General features: G+C 54.6%; 16 protein-coding genes and 1 pseudogene. 8 read left to right on the forward strand and 9 right to left on the reverse strand.

Features of this window, described 5'->3' with window-relative positions; genetic code table 11:
* Window positions 1–213: 213 nt before the first annotated feature.
* Window positions 214–1,137 carry a hypothetical protein gene (locus ACW9IR_RS03765; protein WP_457461733.1) on the reverse strand — a complete coding sequence of 308 codons (924 nt, stop codon included), beginning with the start codon at window positions 1,135–1,137 and terminating at the stop codon, window positions 214–216.
* 216 nt (window positions 1,138–1,353) lie between these two features.
* Here ACW9IR_RS03765 and ACW9IR_RS03770 point away from each other — a divergent pair, with 216 nt between their 5' ends.
* Together ACW9IR_RS03770 and ACW9IR_RS03775 are read left to right on the forward strand one after the other, a co-directional pair.
* Window positions 1,354–2,394, forward strand: a complete 1,041-nt coding sequence (locus tag ACW9IR_RS03770; protein WP_457461734.1) for an EamA family transporter — start codon at window positions 1,354–1,356, stop codon at window positions 2,392–2,394.
* Window positions 2,395–2,476: 82 nt separating this feature from the next.
* Complete coding sequence (locus ACW9IR_RS03775; RefSeq protein WP_457461735.1) at window positions 2,477–3,103, forward strand: hypothetical protein; 627 nt, start codon at window positions 2,477–2,479, stop codon at window positions 3,101–3,103.
* 492 nt (window positions 3,104–3,595) lie between these two features.
* Here ACW9IR_RS03775 and ACW9IR_RS03780 read toward each other — a convergent pair whose 3' ends face one another.
* Window positions 3,596–4,210 (reverse strand): hypothetical protein, encoded by a 615-nt coding sequence (locus ACW9IR_RS03780; protein ID WP_457461736.1) that lies wholly within the window; start codon window positions 4,208–4,210, stop codon window positions 3,596–3,598.
* Between the two features lie 68 nt (window positions 4,211–4,278).
* On the opposite strand from ACW9IR_RS03780, the gene ACW9IR_RS03785 reads away from it, so the two are divergent.
* Complete coding sequence (locus ACW9IR_RS03785; protein WP_457461737.1) at window positions 4,279–4,689, forward strand: hypothetical protein; 411 nt, start codon at window positions 4,279–4,281, stop codon at window positions 4,687–4,689.
* Window positions 4,690–4,786: 97 nt separating this feature from the next.
* On the opposite strand, the gene ACW9IR_RS03790 is transcribed toward ACW9IR_RS03785, so the two are convergent.
* Window positions 4,787–5,050: a hypothetical protein gene (locus ACW9IR_RS03790; protein WP_457461739.1), complete on the reverse strand. Its 264-nt coding sequence runs from the start codon at window positions 5,048–5,050 to the stop codon at window positions 4,787–4,789.
* 162 nt (window positions 5,051–5,212) lie between these two features.
* Between ACW9IR_RS03790 and ACW9IR_RS03795 the strand changes: the two genes are divergently transcribed.
* Together ACW9IR_RS03795 and ACW9IR_RS03800 are read left to right on the forward strand one after the other, a co-directional pair.
* On the forward strand, window positions 5,213–6,415 hold the full coding sequence (locus ACW9IR_RS03795; protein WP_457461740.1) for a hypothetical protein: 1,203 nt from the start codon (window positions 5,213–5,215) through the stop codon (window positions 6,413–6,415).
* 169 nt (window positions 6,416–6,584) lie between these two features.
* Window positions 6,585–8,438, forward strand: a complete 1,854-nt coding sequence (locus ACW9IR_RS03800) for a serine/threonine protein kinase (protein WP_457461741.1) — start codon at window positions 6,585–6,587, stop codon at window positions 8,436–8,438.
* Between the two features lie 326 nt (window positions 8,439–8,764).
* Here ACW9IR_RS03800 and ACW9IR_RS03805 read toward each other — a convergent pair.
* From ACW9IR_RS03805 to ACW9IR_RS03815, 3 genes and pseudogenes are all read right to left on the reverse strand, one after another.
* A pseudogene (locus ACW9IR_RS03805) lies at window positions 8,765–9,125 on the reverse strand (IS66 family transposase); the annotation flags it as partial.
* Between the two features lie 270 nt (window positions 9,126–9,395).
* On the reverse strand, window positions 9,396–9,722 hold the full coding sequence (locus ACW9IR_RS03810) for a hypothetical protein (RefSeq protein ID WP_335943920.1): 327 nt from the start codon (window positions 9,720–9,722) through the stop codon (window positions 9,396–9,398).
* 348 nt (window positions 9,723–10,070) lie between these two features.
* Window positions 10,071–10,934 carry an integrase domain-containing protein gene (locus ACW9IR_RS03815; RefSeq protein WP_457461742.1) on the reverse strand — a complete coding sequence of 288 codons (864 nt, stop codon included), beginning with the start codon at window positions 10,932–10,934 and terminating at the stop codon, window positions 10,071–10,073.
* 1,073 nt (window positions 10,935–12,007) lie between these two features.
* Here ACW9IR_RS03815 and ACW9IR_RS03820 point away from each other — a divergent pair.
* The 3 genes from ACW9IR_RS03820 (at window position 12,008) to ACW9IR_RS03830 (ending at window position 18,313) form a co-directional block, all read left to right on the forward strand.
* A complete protein-coding gene (locus tag ACW9IR_RS03820) occupies window positions 12,008–13,657 on the forward strand; it encodes a hypothetical protein (protein WP_457461743.1) in 1,650 nt (549 codons plus the stop codon).
* Between the two features lie 475 nt (window positions 13,658–14,132).
* A complete protein-coding gene (locus ACW9IR_RS03825; protein ID WP_457461745.1) occupies window positions 14,133–16,442 on the forward strand; it encodes an AAA family ATPase in 2,310 nt (769 codons plus the stop codon).
* On the forward strand, window positions 16,439–18,313 hold the full coding sequence (locus ACW9IR_RS03830) for a UvrD-helicase domain-containing protein (protein WP_457461747.1): 1,875 nt from the start codon (window positions 16,439–16,441) through the stop codon (window positions 18,311–18,313). Before ACW9IR_RS03825 ends, ACW9IR_RS03830 begins: the two co-directional genes overlap by 4 nt.
* 435 nt (window positions 18,314–18,748) lie before the next feature.
* On the opposite strand, the gene ACW9IR_RS03835 is transcribed toward ACW9IR_RS03830, so the two are convergent.
* The 3 genes from ACW9IR_RS03835 to ACW9IR_RS03845 form a co-directional block, all read right to left on the reverse strand.
* Window positions 18,749–18,994, reverse strand: a complete 246-nt coding sequence (locus ACW9IR_RS03835) for a hypothetical protein (protein ID WP_457461749.1) — start codon at window positions 18,992–18,994, stop codon at window positions 18,749–18,751.
* A gap of 371 nt (window positions 18,995–19,365) precedes the next feature.
* Window positions 19,366–19,701 carry a hypothetical protein gene (locus ACW9IR_RS03840; RefSeq protein ID WP_457461751.1) on the reverse strand — a complete coding sequence of 112 codons (336 nt, stop codon included), beginning with the start codon at window positions 19,699–19,701 and terminating at the stop codon, window positions 19,366–19,368.
* A complete protein-coding gene (locus ACW9IR_RS03845) occupies window positions 19,685–21,076 on the reverse strand; it encodes a YfjI family protein (protein WP_457461753.1) in 1,392 nt (463 codons plus the stop codon). Before ACW9IR_RS03845 ends, ACW9IR_RS03840 begins: the two co-directional genes overlap by 17 nt.
* Window positions 21,077–21,149 lie beyond the last annotated feature (73 nt).

The following is a 21,149-nucleotide window of genomic DNA, read 5'->3' on the forward strand; positions in this document are numbered from 1 at the left end:
TCCGTGGAGTGAACATTCACTGCAATTGCGTCTGCCAAACCGTCCATTGGATGGCAGTGGTCGTGGAGCGTAACGCCCTGAGGGACTGTCCACCAGTTCATCAAAGTCGACGCGTGTTGCGGGAATTTTCCTAGGACGTTCGATGTGGGAAGGAGGGCCTGGCGATAAAGCGCCTTCGGGATTTATCCGCTGGCTAGAGTCCGGTGACGGAGCTCAATATTCCGCCACCTTTTCTTCGCGCAAAACCCACCCGGCTTCGCCCGCCATCAACGTGTATTGAACCTGGCGCATCTTCCCCGTGCGGCCTGCGCCTGCGTCAGTGCTGTCATACACCGGGAAGCGCTGCACCAGCGCGTTTTCCACCACCGCAAACGAATCCTCGCCCTGATAGCCCTCGGCGATTTTCGGATTGTCGCTGACCGGCGGCAGGTAGATTTCGCTCAGGGATTTCTTGTGGTTGGCGGAATAGGCAATCACATCGCCCGGCATGCCGCGTCCGGAAATGCGGGTGAAAACGTAGATTTCGGGCGAACCGTCGTTGTTCAGGTCTCCAATCTCGGCGCGGACGATTTCGCCCTTGAGCGGCCGGGTGATCGCGCTGTTATCGATTTCCAGGCCCTTGGGTTCAATGCGCAAAACGGATTGGCCATCGACCTGTTCACGGCTGACGTGAAAGCGGATGCCCTGCAATTCCAGTGACTGCTCGAACGGTTTTGTCCCGTCCACCGCATCGGCCGCGGCGAGCCTCAGAGACAACGCATAGTTGGCGACTTCATTGCGCCGTGCCGCATTGCGCATGAGGTACACCTGAACGGTGTACTCCCCATCTGAAGGCAGTGAGCCGGAAAAATGATTGCCCATGATCGAGCCGTTGAACAGCGCGTAATCCGCGCCCTTGGCGGTGATGTTGAAGTAGGCGGAGGGGTTGGACGGTTTGAAATCGACGGTGAGCATCTGGCCGGCCCTGGCGTTGAATCGGTACTCCGCCGTTTGGTCACCCTTGATCGACTGTTTGCGCTGGACACTGTCCGCACTGGTTGTGAACGCGATCGGTTCGACGCGCACGGCGCCAGCATCTGCTGCGTGGACCGGCAGGGAAATCAGTGCTGCCAGCGTGGCGGCGATCCAGATCTTCATCTTCAACTCCACTCATCTCGATGTTTGCAGCATAGAGGCTGCGTCGAACCAGCGTCCTGGATTGCGCGGATTAAATGTTGCTGGATTTGAGTGGGAGCTTGAAGAGGCGGCCGACGTTGGATGTTCGATCCTTCAGGGAACGGTTCACATAATTCTCACCTGAGTTCTGCCATGATTGTCGTCGGTATTTAATCGGCCCGAGCGAGTGATTCCGTCATGAATGTGAGCGTGCTCTACGCGTTGGTTGCGGCAGCATTGTTTGGCGCCAGTACGCCACTCGCCAAGCTGTTGGGCGTACAGATTTCACCGATTCTATTGGCCGGGTTGCTCTATCTGGGCAGTGGTCTGGGGTTGACCGTCCTGCGTTTTGCCCGCGATCGCGGCTGGCAGCGTTCCGGACTCGGACCCGGCGAATGGCCGTGGCTGGTCGGTGCCATCGGTTTCGGCGGTGTGCTGGCGCCGGTGGCGTTGATGTTCGGTTTGACCAGAACGTCCGGCGCGAGCGCGTCACTGATGCTCAATCTGGAATCAGTGCTCACGGCGCTGCTGGCGTGGGTAGTGTTCAAAGAAAATGCCGATCGGCGAATCGTGATCGGCATGCTCGCCATCGTGGCGGGTGGTGTCGTGTTGTCATGGCCACAAGAGGCCGTCTCGGCGCAGGACTGGACAGGCCCGCTGGCCGTCGCCTTTGCCTGCTTTTGCTGGGCCATCGACAACAACCTGACGCGTAAGGTGTCTGCCTCGGATGCGCTGTTTATCGCGGGCAGCAAAGGTCTTGTGGCGGGGTTGGTTAACTGCAGCCTCGCCTTGTTCATCGGCAAGCAACTGCCCGCAGCCGCCTCGCTGGTGCCCATCCTGCTAGTCGGGTTTCTCGGTTACGGCGTCAGCCTAGTGATGTTCGTCCTCGCTCTGCGTGGCTTGGGCAGTGCGCGAACTGGCGCGTACTTTTCCACAGCACCGTTTCTGGGCGCCGCTATCTCGATTCTGCTGCTGGGCGAGTCGGTATCGCTGATGTTCCTGCTCGCTGCAGCGTTAATGGCCGTGGGGGTATGGATTCATCTGATGGAAAACCATACTCATGAGCATCAGCATGAACGGCTCGAGCATGAACATCGCCACACACACGATGAGCATCACCAGCATACGCACGAGTTTGAGTGGGATGGTAGGGAGCCGCATAGTCATTCGCATGTGCATACGCCGATGCGTCACCGGCATGCGCATTTTCCGGATGTGCATCATCGGCATGAGCATTGATTGAAGGTCTGAAGTCTGTTGTTTGATATCACTGTGATATCATTTTTTGTCAGTTTCTTCAGTCTTTCATTCGAGTCATTCCATGAAACCCTTTTTCCTGCTGCCGCTTGTGACCCTCTTTTCTGCTTTCAGCGTTGCCGCTGCCCCCTCGCCGGTGGCGTCGTTTGCCGCTTGTGACGATCACTCGCTGGCCGTTGTGCAATCACCTTTGATCAAGGATCTGGTGCCGAGCTCTATCGAAAATGGCCAGATCAAATTGTCCGGCGGCACCAAGAGCGACATGGGGCAGCGCTGGATGTTTGCCAAACCGGTCGAGATCGATGGCATGTCGTTGACCGGTTTTTACGCCGAAGACATGGATCTGATGGGCACGCGCATCATCAGTTGGGGCTTCTACGCCAAGCAGACGCCGAACGAACTCCACACTCAACTGGAAAAAGCGGGCGGCCCACGCTTGGACATGTCGCAGGGCCTCTACGCACGCGCGGAAATCTGGTCCCACGGCAAATCCAGCTGGCAGCCGGAAGATCCTGCCGCCACTGCCGGTAAGCTGGTGGTCGACAGTGCTGAGCGGGTGTTCCTGATTGAACCGGCTCCGGAAGAGCTGAGTGCTGGGAGTAAGGGGATGTTTACTTGCTCGATTCAGGGCAAGGTTAATGAGGCGATGCTTAAGTCCAGCCGTCCGGATTTGGTTAGTGTTGCTCGTTGATGGGGTATGAGTGCAGGTAGGAAAAAGGACGACATTGTGTCGTCCTTTTTTGTAGGTTGGCGGAGCATCGCCGGGGTTATCGAGCCTGAACGATTACAGGCTGCGGTCGTGGATCCCCGGTTTGGCTGATGTCCAGATGCGACAAAGCCCGCACTTGGCGGGCTTTGTCGTTGAGAGTTGGTGGGCCGGGGTAAGTTGAACTTATCGTGTATCTATCTAATTTTTAATAATAAATTGGGGAAGATTTTTTTGATGGAATACGTTATGGAATACCCTTGAGCGCACCGTGGTTGTGTAACCAACAATGACTACGACGGCATGCTCGCAAGATGGCAGATTATTTCCCAAGGTACGCCACCCAGAAGGACCCATTTTCGGCAGCAACCGATACGTATCTGAAGTTTGCCAAAGGTAGAAAACGACCAAAAGCGACTACTGACAAACTACAACATTCGGTCAAAAGCGTTGGCTAGCTGAGGGGAAAGGCGGTACTTATTTCACAACCAAGTATTGGTCTGCGCCAACGGAGTACTTGTATTGCACGCCACCTGTGATCAAAAAGTCCTCCGGAGAGGGCTCTATACCGTTGAGGGCGAGGAAGTGGATGAGATAAATACCTGGATTTTCGAGGTTCTGTACGAACGTGATCTCGTAGCTCTCACCTGCTCCAACATTCACAAATCGTAGAGGTGCGCGGTTGAGGGTTCCAGCGTACCGACCAGAAAGAAGATTAATCGGTTTCTGGTAAAGCGGTTTCCCATTTGCAAAGGCAACCGGTATCAGTGTCAAGGCATCATCGTCAAAGGTGACTTTGCTTTCCTTGTTCCCAAGGTTAGACAGTATCACCTTTACTTGAAGCAAGTTTTGTCCATCCATCAGTGGCTGAACCGTTGATTCGACCTTCGCCTGGATATGTGGTTTTTGTGTCGTCCTCTGATCCATTTCCTTCAGTGTGTATTCTGTAACTTCCTTTTCTTTTTTCACATACACGGTGGAGTAGTAGCCCCATACCGCGACTACGATCGCAGCGATGATCGTCATAGCTTGTGCCAAAATCTGAGACCAGAGATGGATTTTTTCGATTTTGCTTAGCGAACTTTCTGACATTCTCAACTCCTCATTTTCAAACATACGAGACATTATCAATGGTGGAGGGCAAGCCAAGCTAGAGGCGATTGGCAAGCTTCTTTACCAGAAAAAGAAGGGGGAAGCTGCAAGATCCCTATCAGGCTCAAATGACCGGCTTCTTTGAGACTGGGTTCTTCTCCTTCGCCGAACTGCGTCGACTTGTTGAGCGCTCTAGGCAATGCGAGTTCACCAACCTGTTCATTGAGCTGAAGCAGCATGGCTTCAGCCAAGACTTTGTGGGTCGATTTGTTCATGAGCGGCTGAAGCTGATGCAAGAGACCAAGCATTCAGCACTGCTGAACTATGCCCAGTCGCATCAGCACCGTCAGCTGGCTAAGGAGATCATCCAGTCCTTCCTACAGTCCAAGCCAGAGGCTGTTGCGGCGAGCATGCGAGAAAATATGACAGTCCGGACCACGGAAGTGACGCCCGGAAAGCCAAAGACCATCCGGCTTTAAATCGAAGTAGGAAGAGAACTTTTACGAGGCGGTGCGCCGGGTTTTCCCATACCCAATGTGGCACTGAGCTGCGTACTGATTATCCGGCGATCAAAGATCATTTGTTAGAAAAGGCCAGGTCGTACTTTGCCGAGGAATCGTCGACAGCGTCGTATTTGATGTGGGCAGTGGCTACGAGCCGAAGTACTTCATCGAGCTGGATAGCAGCTTCCATGATGATCCCCAGGCGCAAGCCTACGATCAGATGAAGGGCGCCATCTTCCGCGCAACCAGTACCAAGCACATACGCATCCGGCCTCTGGACGCCAAGGCCCCCCTCAATGGAGGGTTCGAGCGACTGGTGCGCGAGTTGATGCGTCAACTCTGATTACTTGGCGCAACGGTTCTGTACTGGCCTCCGGGCGGAGGCTGAGGTGTCGAGTTCCAAAGGTGGCAGAGCGGAAGTTTTTCTCGGATGATCGGCAGGGCCGGGATTGCTCCCCGGCGGCTGTCATCTGAGCGCGCCACTGACAAGGACAGGGAAATGCAATCTAGCAAGCCAACCGTTATTTACCTCGATAGCTCTGATTATTCGACCCTCACCCGTCCTCGTCTGGAGCCCGCACAGAGCCAGCAGCTAGCAGCCTTGAGAGCACTCAAGAAGCGCAAGGACGTTATGTTTGTGTATTCAGGGGCGCACATCGCAGAAATGTCGCCCTTGGAGGCGCAATACGCCAGTGCAGGCGTGGCGCGCACTGCGCTGATGGTTGAGCTGTGTGGGCGCACCACGATGATTTCCTACGATCGCTTGATGAAGACCGAGCTGTTGCGGCTGGTGCAGCGCGATCCAGCTCCTGTAGATGTGCTGGATGCCAACGGTGGCTGGTTCCCGGAGATGGGGTCGCTGATGAGCCCGCTGGATGAGTTGGACATCCCTGGCATGATGCAGGAGGAGATGGCCAAGCACCAGATGAACCGCAACGCGCGCCGGATCCTCCAGAAGAACATGTCCAAGCAGGGTGGTTTCAGCAGCAACTTTGAGAAGACCACTGGCGAGACGCTTGATCTCACAGAGCTGTTGAAGAAGGTGCCCATGCGTAAGCGCGATGCGGCAGTTCTCAAGCGGTATGTGCTGGGCACTGCCACGCGCGCGCAAGCCGACCAGGCCTTCCTGGAGAGCCTGCGTGACCCTACCTTCATGTCCCAGTGGTTCATCCACAACCACCACCAGTTGGGAGCGGTCGTTGAATGGCTCAGGAAACCGGCGCAGCAACTCCTCGCAAGCTGCCAGCAGACGCTTGACGACCTTAATGATCAGATGGCTCAACTGTCGATACCCGAACGTGCTGAGGCGATGCACAGTGTAAGGGGCGAGCGCTGGACGAAACTGAAAAAGCGAGGGATGCTCGACATCGTGAATCGCCTGCTTGAAAGCCTGCTGCCTGAAGCCTCCAAGTGCGAAGACGCCTCGCTGATTGAGCGCTACTGTCCAGGCCTTTTCGTCTGCGTCAATGCCTTTTACATCTCGCTTCACAAGTCGCTTGGGGAGAATGGTCGAGAGCCGAAGGCCAGTGACTTTGTTGACCTAATTCATGCCCTGTACATTCCCTACGTTTCGTACTTCCGAGCCGATCGCTATATGTGCAGCGTACTGCAGCCGCTAGCCAAGGCTTATGGCACTGAAGTAGTGGCAACGCCGGCTGCGATATTTGAGTCACTAGAGGAAGGGGCGCACCAAGCAGTTTGATCATATTGGGATATCGGGCTGGTTGACCATGACCCATGGTAGGTGGGCTATTTTCGGTAATTGGGCGTAGATCTCTTTGGCGCCTATGGTAGCCAAACGTCAATTTAAACGTTGAGTATGACGCTATATGTAGGGTCGAGGGATTGGTTCGGGATTGCGGATTTCAGTGATGAATACACATAAACGTAAGGTAAAGCTTCCCAGCAGCGAGCAACTTCAAGGTTGGAAAATAACTAAACGCATTGGAGGAGGTGGGAACGGCGAGGTGTTTCGCCTAGAGCGGAATGGTCAGTTAAGGGCTTTAAAAATCCTTCATCGTGGAGACAGGATAGATAAGGATCGTTTCCAGGACGAGATTGAGGCAATGCGTAGGTGCGCAGGCATTGCTGGAGTGCTTCCTGTATTTGAGTCCTCAAGTGATTTTGAGCAATCTGACTCGATGTGGTTCATGACTGGTTTGGCAACTGAGCTTATGGCGAAGCTGGGTCATAAGCCAGAGCTTCGTAAAGTGGTTGACGCTGTATGTGCTTACGCCACCATCTTGGCTAGCATCCACGACCTCGATGTCTCACACCGTGACATCAAACCAGAAAATCTCTTTTTTTATGAGGGGCGGTGGACAGTCGGAGATTTTGGCCTCGCAAGTTTTGAAGGAAAAAAAGCGGTAACGGCTACACGCGGCAAGCTCGGCCCCTTGTTCTACCTGGCCCCGGAAATGTTCAATAACGTCAAGAGCTCTAATGGCAAGAGTGTGGATGTTTACTCTCTAGCCAAAACGTTATGGAAGCTTTCAACTGGCCAGCAATACCCTTTGCCTGGCAGTTACACCCCCGTTCATTTGGCGTTTCGCATCGGCTCTTACCTTCCTGGCCAGCTAGGCTCAGCGGCCTTGGATCAATTGATCGCTGCCGCGACAGCTTTTAACCCCTCCGATCGCCCCTCCATGGCTGAGTTTGCTTTTGAAATGAAGGCATGGCTGGCCCCCCGAGTTGAGAAATCTATGCCAATTAAAATCGACATTGGTCAGCACCTTGCCCTGCTGGAGGACTTGCACCTGAATGAGGAGGCGGAGCGCGAGCATTTGGCCCAGCAGGCCCAGGCGAACGAGGAAGCTGTGGCTAGAGTGATTGAGAACCTGTCTCCATTCATGGCCGCCCTGCAACACTCGGTTTCACAGGTATCTGACAAGCTAAGGTGCAATTTGAACGGTGGGAAAAACGCGTCTCAGCTGGTCATTTCAATTCCAGGTGAAGAGAAAGCAAGCCTTGAGTTGGCCGTTGAAGTAGACACCGCATCACATCCGATGATCACTACTGCAGCCCGAATTGCGCTTCACTGGCGTACCGGGGCGGGTCTTAAGCTTTCGCTATGGAGCTCTGAGGCCCGATACCTCGGGGCAGGAAGCGAAGAGGCTTCAAAACTTCATCAGCTAAGCGACCAGATAGCTATCGGTCTGCGGGACTCTTTACAAGAGGCATTGGAGCTGAGCTCGAGTAGGCGCAGGGCTAGATTGGAACCGCGCGTAATCCGGTTTCAGATAGATCGCCAGTCAGGTATCCCAGCCGACGGAGCTCGCGTCCACCTATTGAGCGCGGACGGAATCACTTTGGAAACCTTGTCCACAAACGCCGATGGGCTGGCAGAATGTGAACTTACAGCGAAAGGGGCAGTGGTAGCTTTCATTTCCCACTCTGAGTGTTACTCGACCACGCTGGTAGGTTTTAGCCAGGATAACAAAGTCACCCTGAAGGATCAGCCAGGGGCATTCTCGCGAGTACAGAAAACATCGTGGTCAGGTATCCAGGGAATGGTTGGGCAATTCTCGCTGATACATGACGGCAGTCAGAGAATGTACATGTACGCTCAGGACTTCTCAGTCGATGGAGGGGTAACTGGTGCGATCTATCTGGCTTTGGGAAAGAAGGTGCACATTGAGGATAAAAATGGAATAACTGTCACCCTAATACCTCGCTCGGTTATCGGGGATTGCTACATTTTGGACTTCCAGAAAACTACGAAGTGACAGCGTAGTACTCGCTTTAGACCTCCAGGGGGCCCATCCCGCTCGTCATTGTCCCGAGAGGGCGAGCAGGGCGGCTTGCTGCGGCCTGCCCTTACCCATCAGTGGAAATAGATCAGGGGCGGCCCAGTGGTTGGATGGGTACCATATTATCGATTCGGCGCAAACGACGCTCCGACTTCTCCCATGCACGAAGTAACCTAAGCTCCCGGCCCAAGGCCGCGTTATACTCGTCCTCATAGGGTCCTGCTTCAGCTTTGGCTTTTGCAGCCTTGGCCTTGGCTTCCCGGATCTTCAACGTAAGCGGTCGGGCATCCCGTCTTGCACAATTAAGCTGGTTGCCAACGACGCGGCACAACTCCCCGATTTCACTCGCCCGCTGTGTGGGCAGGTGAGCGAGGACGTCCTTCAAATAGGCATACACATCGTGCCCATTGAGCTTGGTCTACTGGATCAAGCTCATCAGCGCCGCCGCACGTTTCCCACTGCGTAACGACCCGGCAAACAACCAGTTCTTACGTCCAAGCGCCCATGGCCGTATCTGATTCTCTATGTGATTGTTGTCTATGGGTACTGTGCCGTCGTCCAAATACCAACTCAACGCCGCCCAGCTCTTGAGACTGTAATCCAAGGCTTTGTTAATTCCCAAACCTTCGTGCGCAAGCTCGCGTGGGCAATCATCCAGGCATGGAATGCATCCATCAGCCAAAATTACTCAACGACAGGAGAAGCTCTTGAAGAATTTTGTAGATAACGCATGGGATGCGAACGCAGAAGAGGAGGGAGGTACATCAAAAAAGCGGCGGCCGATCAAAGGCAGGGAAGAGGGTGGAAAATTTTCTGGTTGATGTCCGCTGTGGGAGAGTCGAGTTCACTGCCTTGCCCGTCGCCAAGAGCCGCGAAAAAAATCACCTGTCGAAGGACAGGTGATTTTCGTGGTTTCATCAATCGCTAAGAAAACTATAAGAAGACTTTCATCGCCCCGATCAAGATGCCAATCGTCACGGCGAGCATGGAAGCCATACGAATGGACAACTTGAGATCAGATTTAGCGATCTCTGCAGTCAGACGATGATTAGTATTGGCAATCTCAGCGCTAGCCTTGCCGATTTCAGCAGTTGCTCTACCAATCTCTGCAGTCAACCGCTGGTCAAGGTTTGTGAGATCACTTTTCGTAGCGAGTAGTGTGAGCATGTCAGATTCCAATGCTTGGATAACCGCTTCGGCTTTGAGCTCAGGTACGTCGATTGCGCGAAGTGCCTGATACATCGCCAGTTCCATTTTCATTAAGGCCTCCTAAAGCAAAAAAGGCCTTCCCCACGACGGGAAAGGCCCGTCGTGGGTGGGAAAGTCATGCTTCCATCGACATTCAAGTCGACTGTCCGCGCTGCCGGAAGCTATGCGGTCATTTGGTGGATCCTGCGGAGAACCGCAGCGCCGTCTTGAGGATCCTGGCGGCTTGGGGTGCTGACCGAATCAGCTAGATGCAGAGCAAAAATGCCCCTGAGGCCTTTTTCTGTCAATCCAGTAATCGGTTTTCGACTGTTTCCTAATGTTGTGTGAGGGTTCTCTCTGCCTGAGGTGACTACCTCCTTCAGATTCGGGTCGTTGAGGATCGCCGTCGAACGTCCCGAATTATCGGCCGAGGTACGTAGCGGTAATTTGTGTTCGCTCATGCCCGAGTTCACGGCTGATAATTTGTCGAGCAGCACGGTCTTGAGAACGCTGCATTGGCGCCAATTCCTTGGACGAGATTCCTCCTGCCGCCGGTGCCTTCCATCCTGTCAAAGCTACGTAACGGCTTTGTGCATAATGATGACGCAGCCCATGCATGTGGCTCAGGCCTGCTGCCTTGCACTGACCATCGTAGGTGTTTCTCTGCTGGATATACGTTTTTTGAGCCGGGATTAATGAGCTGGCTCCCGCTAACTGATGTGCCGCGTTCAGCACCTCGCGCTGTTGCGAAGTAGTGATCGGAACAGAGCGATCACGCCCACCCTTCGTCCATGAGCCTTTGAGGAGAATGTGATCTTCTTGATCCGCGTACTTGGGCTGAAATTTGATCGCTTCCTCACGGCGAAGTCCAAAAGCGGACTGAAGCTGGAGACTCATGCGTACATGGGCATCGGTGATCTTGCCAAGGTCTGTTCCCAGTTCCTGAGCTTTGCTGACGTTTGTGACGAAGCGCCGTTCTGCCACACCCAGTTGCGTGTTGTCCGCGGGGAGAATGCCAGCCTTGCCGATCTTTTCAGCCCACCATCGAAGGTGCGCAAGCCGATTTTTGATGGTGCCAACTGACAGGCCTTCGCCTTGCCATCGATCCAGCAGTGCCTGTACGTGTTTGCCCTTGAGCGAGGGGGCTTTCATCTGACGGAAGCCAACCTCACTCAGCTGGCGAGCGATCAGCCCCAATGAGCGGATACGGTCGGCCTGAGTGTTGTGACTGCCATCGCGATTGCGCCGGCAAAGTTGCCGCAGGGTGTAGGTCAAATCGTCCATATCCCATCCACTCACTAGCTTTGTTTTGTGCTGTTGTCCTGTCCTGAAAATCATTGGTAAGTGTTGGTGCCAACTCGCGATGCGAGATCCCCGAAGGGCAGGGGCATGGTGTTCAGGAAACACCGGTGTCTCGGCTGAGACGTCCGTCTTCCTTCCTGCTGGAAGGTCGGACGGAGATGGAGCGGGATGAGTTAGTTTTTAATGTTGATGAGCACTCCAAGGAAATGGATGGGATTGTTAAGTGGAAGCAGTTGCCATTGCGCCAAGGCCCGCTATTTGGGACAGCGTAGTGGTGGCATATTAGGGAATAGGTCTACAGACAAAGGCGGCTCCGTCCCATGGGTATGGGGCGGTATGCTTTTGGAACCTTGCATACCTGGCTAACTCCATCCTGCTGGATCAGCGCTCGCAGGAGTCTTGCGCTGTTGGGACGACGACTCTCGAACCTGTCGTCTTAGGTTTTTGCTGGGCCAGTGTATGGGGGCATCATCATGTATGCCGCACGTTTTAGGATTCAGGATTTGCCCGTGATGTTGAGGCGTCGGCGGGGCCGTCACTGCGGATTGCAGTGACGGCCCGGTTCATGTGAGTTGCGCGTTTTCGGGTAGGGGCATACATATCATTGCCTTAGGGACTGACGCGGCCTTCGGCCTTGTCGGCTCCCTGCGCAGGCGCGGCATGGTCCCCAAGCCACGCCTGCGCAGGGACCTGTGAGGAAGAAGGAGCAGGGCACCGTAAAGCCTCCCTGTCCGCCAGTGCTGGCGCGCAGGCGCAAATCCCCGTCAGACAGCCCCGTAGCGATTATCCTCCGAGCCTGAACCTGAAAGTCGGTTTTGAACGGGCGATTTTTTTCGCCTGATTCCAATAGCTTGCGTCGCAAATCACTTTGCGCTAGTTTTGCCACACGTCGCTACATGGTCGACGGGCTGCCCACCCCTTGAGGCCTCACCGGCCGCAGCTAACCGCATCGAACCATGATCATCGCAGCAATCTCTTGACCTGAGCCTCTTCCGGGCATCGGGGATGGCGGGTGGGCGTCTCCGATGTCGCTCCTTGGGAGCAACGGAGAACTTATGGTACCGACTACACGCCGCGAAACTATCAAAGTGCAGGCTAAGCAACTGCGCGATTTGTTCGATATCGACCTGACAACTGCCAAATACGTTTTAGCGCGCGGCCCCTATGGCTGTGCCGATTGGGCAGATCTGTGTGCCCGACTCGAACAGGAGCCCCCTCTTCAAGGTTCGCTGCAACTGGCCGAATTGCCCCAGTCCCTGGGTGCAACAGCATATCTGGCCAAACATCTATGCACGTTGGCGGCCTCGGTCAGCCAACTGATCATCACTAACCGCAATTTGCCAGAGCTCTGTGAAGCGCTGCGGAAAGTATTCGCGGTACCGGGCAACCCAGTGACACTGCAGGACGTTTTGCAGGCCATCACGCCAAGTGAGTGGCTACCCACCGACATGGGGCCTGACCCACTGGCGGTGATTCAAAGTCGAGTCTGTGTTAACGGGAAGGATCTACTGCTGTTGGGAACTCGGATTTTCTGGCCGCGGTTATTTGCCTTTGATGCAGAGATCACTGTCGAGCCAGTGACTGCAGAGCCCTTTGGTGACGACCTGAAAATCATGTGGGAGGTCGCTCCTTGGTATCAGGCAAGCCGAGACTATCTGTTCGAATATCAACGTGGAGACGACTGGGACGACCTGCCAGACTTCGTGGAACCGCTGATTCCCGAATCTGCGCGGATGCAAATGCATGCCCGATGGTTCGCACAGTGCCTGAAAGAGTGGCCGCAGGAGCGCCGCTACAATGACGAGGGAGAGGAGTTTATTCCGTTCCTTTACAAAGGCCACGCGTACTTGGTGTTCGGCGTGCCCTGCGCCGAACCGGTGATACACCCGCCGTTGCGCCGCCAGTACATCCAGTTCCCGGACGAAGACAATAACTGCTCTCAAGTCATTGTGCTCGGTGGCCAGTTGCTGCAGATCGAGATGCTGATCGTGTCTAAACCAACACAACACCAGTATTGGGATTACGCAGACTATCACCAAGCGCTATGCAATGGATTGCTGGACGGCGCGGCGGCCGCAGGCTGGATCAGCGCGCCCCTGCACGGTTGGGGTGACCTGTTATTCATCAGCCCCGCCTGTCGCTCAACTCTGGAGCGCCAACTGCGAGTGGAGATCAAGCCCGAGCCCAATGAAACGCTCCTGACCCTGCAGACTGACAATCCAAGCCTTGCCATGGAAGTGCTGGAGCGGGTACACAAAGGGGATTTCATTCGCTACGAGCACGCAACGTTCGGTGCGCACTACGCCATGCGCATTGACCTGCCGGCGGACCACGCCTGCGTTGATCTGAGCCTGTCGATGAACTGTATCGAACAGACAGTCTTACACAGTACCCACCTGATCAGCCGGCGCGTGATCCAAAACGATGGGGACAAGCAGATGCTGTACTGCGATATTGAACCGGCCTTGCTCAAACTGGTGGAGCGCCAACCGCTAAAGTTGCTGAAGAAAGCCATCCGCGAAGGGCAGGTCTTGCGTGTCCAAGGGCTGTCCGAACAGCTAAAGACAGCACCAACGTTGCAGGCCAGTGGATCAATGTTCGATCCGACCTCCAACGGAGTGGTTAACCCTCTAGAGGAGTCGCTGTTTGATGGTGACGAGGAGTTGACCTTCCACTCGATCCGCTATCAACGCAGTAACCTCTAACCAAGTGTCCGGCGACGCGGTGAATGCCGCGTTGCTGGACAACCGAGCCGTGGCTCAAATCGCTGCGAAAAGATGAACAGAGTAATAGCATGCACGCGTAAGCCCGCATCGACCAAAAGTGGTCATCCAAGTTAGGCAGCTATCGGCCAAAAGCGGACATTGGCATGCTACCGCTGTCGGCCAAAAGCAGCCGATGGACTGAGCGATAACTCATTTATAGCTATGCTTGAGTTACTGGCGGAGGGGTAGTAGAAACCCAGGCAAAGCGCGTCTGACATCAGTGTACGGCGGGCGCAAGGTGCGTCATCCGTGCATGTGCGCGCTGATTGAAATTGGCTCGTGATCACTGCCGTCCTCTTACCACAACGCAGTGGCAGAAATTCACTACGTCTATTGGAGCGCGGCAGGTGCTGGGCTAGAGTCTCAGAAATCATCAGCCCGGCGAATTACCTTCAGCCGTTACAAGGAAGAGGCTATGCAGATCCAGTATTTGGAGATCGCGAATTTCCGCAAGCTCCTGTCCGTTCGAATCGACCTGGCGAGCACCACTACCCTGTTGGTCGGGGCCAACAACAGTGGTAAGTCCTCCGCAATGTTGGCGTTGCGTAAATTCCTGCTCTCGAAAGCGACTGCTTTTCGCCTCCAGGATTTAACGCTTGCTCACCTCACGACCATTGATGACATTGGTGCCGAGTGGGAAGAGGCTGACGAAACCTTCGAGATACCAGCGGCAAACCAGTGGACGCATTGGTTACCCACTCTCGATTTATGGGTGGAAGCCTCGAAAGGGGAGCTGCACTACATCAAGGATCTGATTCCCAATTTTGCCTGGAAAGGTGGCTGCGTCGGGATGCGTTTTCGACTTGAGCCCAAGGACATGGCCAAACTCTTCACCGATTACCGGAAAGAGCGTAATCGGGTCAAAACGCTGTTGCAGGAGATCTTGAGCAAGACCGAGGAAGGAAAAACCCCGCCCACGCTGTCACTTTGGCCGCAAAGCCTGCATGACTACCTTAACCGGCGCTTGGGGGCGATGTTTACCATACGCTGGTATCGTCTCGACCCGGCGCAGCTCTGCGAACCGGATCCCAAGACTCGTCACGCAAGCCTGCAAGCACTGTCTGCGAATGCACTTCCGCTGGAGAGTAATCCGCTGACCGATCTCATACGCGTGCACGAGATCAATGCGCAGCGCGGCTTCGGTGATAGCGCCGAGGAGTCCATCACTGAGGGGCGAGGTGGTTCAGGGAAAAAACTGACTGAGCAGTTGCGTGCTTACTACAGTCGGCATCTCGATCCTGGTGACAGCCCGGATATTTCGGACTTGGAGGCGCTTACAGCCATTCAAGCTGCACAGTCGGCATTCGACTCCCGACTAACCTCCAGTTTCGCTCCGGCCCTTATAGAGGTGGCAGGTCTGGGCTATCCGAACACTACTGACCCGGCAATCAGGGTAGAAACCCGACTTTCTCCTACGGACGGCATGAACCATGAAGCTGCGGTGCTGTTCGAGTTGGATTCAGTCGCAGGCGCACCCGGCGCTCCTCCCATGCGCCTCCCCGAAACATCCAACGGCCTCGGTTATCAGAACCTGATCTCGATGATTTTCCAGTTGATGGCATTTCGGGATGAGTGGCTGAGGAAGTACAAAAATACCGAGGAGCAGTCCGACGCAGGCATCGAGCCGATCCACCTCGTGCTGGTTGAGGAGCCTGAGGCTCATCTTCATGTCCAAGTGCAGCAGGCATTCATCAAACACGCCTATCACGTCCTATGTAATGAGCCGCTTCTCAAGAAATACCCGAGGCTCAAAACACAGCTGGTGGTCAGCTCTCACTCCAGCCATGTCGCTCACGAGACGGATTATGCGAACCTTCGGTATTTCCGAAGGCTACCCGCAGGAATGGCCGGTGTACCCATCCCGGTGTCCACCGTTTCTAACTTGAGCGCAGTGTTCGGCGACAAAAACCGTCGCAGGCAAACCAAGGAGTTCGTGACTCGTTACTTGCGGGCGCAGCATGCCGATCTGTTCTTCGCTGACGCGGTGATCTTGGTTGAAGGCGCTGCGGAGAGAATGATGTTGCCGCATTTTTTACGCAGTCAATTTCCGTTCCTTGATCGTTGCTACATTACCATCCTGGATATTGGAGGCAGTCACGCACATCGCCTGAGGCCATTAGTCGATGCGCTGGGAATTGTGACCCTGGTCATCACGGATTTGGACGCCGGATTGAAGAAAACAGCGGTACCCGTCAAACGCAAGGCCAAACAAGAAACCAACAACCCCACCTTGCGTAGTTGGGTGAGCGCCCTTGGAATAGGGCACGATGTCGACACCCTGCTGGATCTGGATGAGAAGCAAAAATCGCAGCAGATAGATCACTTGTTTGCGATCCGCATTGCGTATCAGACACCCATCCACATCGTTCTGCCTAAGACTGAAGGTGAAGCCCAGGCACTACCCAACACGTTTGAGGACAGTCTGGTGCTGAGCAATGTGCAGCACTTTGCAACGAAGCAGGGGCGGGGTCTGACCAAGGCCTTCGCCAAAGCGCTGCGTGATTCTGCAACTGTAGACGACCTAGGTAAGGCTTTGTTCGATGCGCTCAGGTCGGGTGACAAGGCGGAGTTCGCGCTACAGGTGCTTGGAGATCCCGACTTCGCCAAGGTCGCTGTTCCAGAGTACATCCGGGAAGGGCTCGTCTGGTTAGAGGAAAAGCTGCAGAAGAAGAGCAAGGAGCTCTTGATTATCCCGACGGCCAGTGTTGAGGTGACTCCTGAATGAGTGCCATAAAGGATGTCGCCGATGAAGTAACGCTGACTGCGGATGACGTTATCCAGGAATGCCTGAATCTGGAGACGCCACGCAGTTTCTTCCTATACGCCGGTGCCGGCTCAGGTAAGACCCACTCACTCGTCGTAGCGGTGAAATTACTCAAGGAACGTGAGCGTCAGCGCCTCACGTTTGAGGGGCGGCAAATAGCGATCATCACGTACACCAACGCAGCCTGTGAGGAAATCGCACGTCGCCTTGAGCACGATCCGCTGGTAGAGGTTTCAACCATTCATGCTTTCTCTTGGAAGATGATCAAGGGCTTCAACGACGATATTCGTGAATGGTTACGTATCAAGCTTGCGAGCGACATTGCTGAATTGGACGACAGGCTCGGTCGGGCGAGATCAGTGAACAAGACGTCCCAGGCTAACCAGTCGAGCCGGGATAGCAAAGCTCGTCGTTTGGCGGTCCTGGATGAAATTCCTGAATTTACCTACAGTCCGACAGGAGACAACGTAAGTAGGCAATCGCTGAACCACAGTGAAGTCATCCAGATGGCTGCAGCGTTTTTACCCCAGCCGCCTTTACTCGATGTTATGGCGGATCGGCATCCGGTGCTGCTCATCGATGAAAGCCAAGATACGAATGGCGCGCTCATGGATGCATTTCTGAAAGCTCAGGCAGCGATTCCTGGGAGATTTTGCCTAGGACTGCTCGGCGATACGATGCAGCGTATCTATAACGACGGGAAGCTAGGGCTTGATGAGGCGATACCATCAGATTGGGCCAAGCCTGAAAAACGTATCAATCGCCGTTGCCCGATTAGAGTTGTCAAATTGATCAATGATATCCGCGCCGGTGCCGATGATCATCTGCAGATACCAAAGCAGGAAGCTGCCCAAGGTGCCGTGCGTATGTTCTGCACCCGGCAAGCGCCCGGGCAGGATTTCAGCTTGGAAGACCAGATCGCTGAGCAAATGGAAGAGATCACAGGTGATGCTCAGTGGGCCACCGGCAAAGATGGCCGCAAGACGTTGATCCTAGAGCACAAGATGGCTGCCCGTCGGATGGGGTTTGAAGGCGTGTTCGCTCCGCTCTATGCCGTTGCACATCTGAATACCGCGCTGATGGACGGTACGCTACCCATCCTCAAGGTTTTCTTCGATGGGGTCGCTCCAATCGTCGCCGCAGCCCGTTCGGATGATTTCACGCTCATGGAGGCGGTGCGGCTGCGCTCTCCTTTGCTTGATCCTAAGTACCTGGAGGCTGCTGGCAACAATCAATTCGAGCTGCTGGAGTCTGTTGGAGTGGCAACCCATGCACTCTGCGAGATGCTCAAAGATAACAATCCCATGATTGAAGAGGTTGCTCAACTCCTCCAGAGTTCGGGTTTGCTTGCGCTGCCTGATCGACTCGTTGCTGCAATGGATCAAGGTGCCACTGCAGACCCAGCACCAGAAACGTCCGATCGTGAGGCGCTTGAAATCCATGCTTATCGGGTTGTCCTGGGGCGTCGTTACTCAGAGATGGCAGCCTTCGCAGGATACGCAAATGGCCTCTCGCCGTACGGTACCCACCAGGGCGTCAAAGGCCTAGAGTTTCCCCGGGTGATGGTCATCCTGAACGACGAAGAAGCCGGTGGTTTTCTGTTCAGTTATGAGAAATTGCTAGGTGTTACACCTGCCTCCGCCACAGATATGAAGAATGAGAGCGAGGGTAAAGACACGTCGCTTTCACGCACACGAAGGCTTCTGTACGTCACCTGCAGTCGCGCAGAGGAGAGCTTGGCCATCGTGGTCTACAGCGCTCAGCCGGAGGTTGCGAGGGAGAGAGTCATTGACGCTGGCTGGATGACAGCCGAAGAGGTCGTAGTGCTTTAAAGCAACTCTTGAGGGGACAGGCACAGGCGCTCAGGCCCACATTATGTCACTAACGTACTTTGCCCACTGAAGAGTCATGCAAACGGATCTCAAACACCAATGCGCCGTCCTTTCCGAAGAACTGTTTCATCGCACATATGCAAGCAGGAAAGCGGCTCACAGGGAATCCAGAGGACGAGTTATTAGGTCTACCGATCAAGGCACAATTAATAACCTCGGTTTTCATAGACGCCGCGATCGACCCGTTTGGGGCGATACCGTGCGTTCGCTAACGTCTGCTTTTGGCCGATTGCTGCCCCTAGCCACGCATGCACCTCTAGCTAGGCGCCGCGCTTAGTCAACACTGTCTGCGGGATCCAGTGCCTGATACCTGAGCGAAAAAAAACCACCTGTCCTAGAACAGATGGTTTCTGATTTTGCTGGAAGAGAGACTTGTCAGCGGATAAACGCAATCCCAGCGAAGAGAATCGCCACCACGAGGGAGAGCATCACGCCAATATCCATAATGAGACCCACCTGAAACCGGGATAGCTCTGCCCGAAGTTGTGCGAAGTCGGAATCAGATGTACCTACAGTAGATAAATGCATATCAGAATCCATGGCTTGGATAACTGCTTCGATTCGCTGCTCAGGCACGTTAATCGCCTTTAAGGCTTTGTAGACTTCCAGTCGATTATTCATTAAGGCCTCCAAAATTAAAAAAGGCCAGCCCCAAGACGGGGAGGCCCGTCTTGGGTGAGGGAATATCATGCTTCCGTCGACATTCAGGTCGACTGTCCGCGCTTCCGGAAGCGATGCGTTTTGGGAGGATCCTGCGGGAAACCGCAGTGCCGTCTCGAAGATCCTGGCGGCTAGTGTGAGCTTGTAAATTGCATCCACTGACATTTGCCGTCAATCCGAAAACCGGCTATCAAGTGTTCCCTAATGTTGGGCGCAGGGTTGTCTGCATCCGATACTTTCGTCTTCTGAATTTGGCGTAGCCCGCAAGCCTTGGATCAGTCAGCAGTTGGAGATAGCCAACGTCATGGTTCTCACGCTGATCGATCCTCACCCTAGACATCATTTTCATTCGTTTGAAGGAAGAGAAGCATAGCTTTCCAGTGGACGTTGATTTGCTCCAACTGGTGCCAGTGTCTCGGTCGGATGTGCAGAGTGTTTTCATGGTGGTGCAGCACCACCCCGTCATTACGCAATTGCTGGATGAGCAGTTTGATGTCGACACGGTCTGAGTTGGATGTGGCGACAGCGGCGACACTGGCGACAACCTGCGGGATGCCACGGTTGGCATCTGGCGACAGATTGGCGACGGACGTGGCGACACATCGCAGGACTGGGGGTGTCTGATTTTTCGATTGGAAGCGGCGTACGGCGTCATTCAGACGGAACACGACACACCTCAAAAGTCTTGGCATCTTGGCTCTTCACGCAGTTCGCTGTGAGTAGCTCAACGAGGAGCGTGGCGGTGTGCTTACAGCTCTTGCGTGCAAAGCGAGGGCCGTTGCGATTGATGTCTCGGATGGTAAAGCGGGTCCAGCCTTTCTGTTTCAGCCAGCGTAACAAACGATCCGCTTCTTCTCTTAGAGGGTTAACCGGCTCTTGCTCAGTCAAGCGCTGGATCTCGGCGAGGTAATAGTCCATTAGCGTTGAAGCGCGCTGAATATGCTCCTCGTTCAAGGCAGTGGCTTCTTCGATCACCGCCAGAACCCCCGCGATGCGCAGAATATTGGCAGCAGCTTTACTCGCGACGGACTGAACGCCGGCCAGCTCACCGAACTCGCCAGACTGGCACTCTATGGTGTCGTGAATATCAATCCAAGCCACGCGGGCGCTGTGCGTCAACTCCAATGTCGTGAGCTTGAGTGATCCGTCCTTGTTGGTCGCTAACGGTTTCTTCAGCAGATCAGTGATATGCGTTTGGTAGCGTTGGATCTTGGGGTCTTGCGTCAGATCCACCGCCTGGTACAGGCGCTGACCGATCAAACGTTCAGGCCAACTGATCAGGAATCTGCCGAGCACACCTTGGCCATTGATCATTGGATCTTTGAGGAATTGGTGAGCCAGGCACGGCTGCAGCATCAGATGCATGCTGAGACGACGATCATAGGCTCGCAGGCTTTCCCCGGGCGTGGACCGTGTCCGGTCAATGGGACTGCCATCCCAGATTTTCGACAGCGTGGTGATTGCTTTGAGCTGGTTTTCTTTACTCATGGTGCTGCCACCGAGGAATTGACCACCTTCGTCATTGAACAAGCCCATGCTTGGTAGCCCATAACACAAGTTTTTTGTGAGGCCTTCGATGGTAGGGTCGGTGGAAATCAGTCTGGGCTGGACGGGGTCGGAGAGTTCACAGATTTCATGCTTTGCCTGTCGCTGAGCCTTGGCCGCAAGGCGGATGGCAGATTGGTAAGCATTGAGCTTTTCCGTGTACACAGACCACTGCTCTCGCTCCCAGTTATGTGCTGCAGAGAGAGCTTGATGGTCCACTGCACTTTTACGGTCGCCTGATGATGCGACCGTTAGCAAATACAGAGACAGCGGATAGGTGCGGCCATCGAGTTGTACGTTGCCGTGGCCTTGAGTCACTAGAGCCGCAGTGGCCAGCACCGATTGTGCTGCCATGGCTATCGGTGCGCCGATGACCTCTGCCATCCGTTCTACCGCGCCTCCCAGGAGTTCACCGAGTGCTTCGACCGGGTAGGTCAATGGTTGGGGCCGATAATCCAAGAGAGGGCTCGGTGGATCGCATTTTTCGCACAATTGCATCGACAACAATCTCCTAGGACGTCAGTTTTTTCATCGTTACTGAGGAGAAAGCATGCCGATGCGTCGGAGTTTC

The sequence above is a fragment of the Pseudomonas sp. SDT291_1_S447 genome (genome assembly GCF_054070155.1).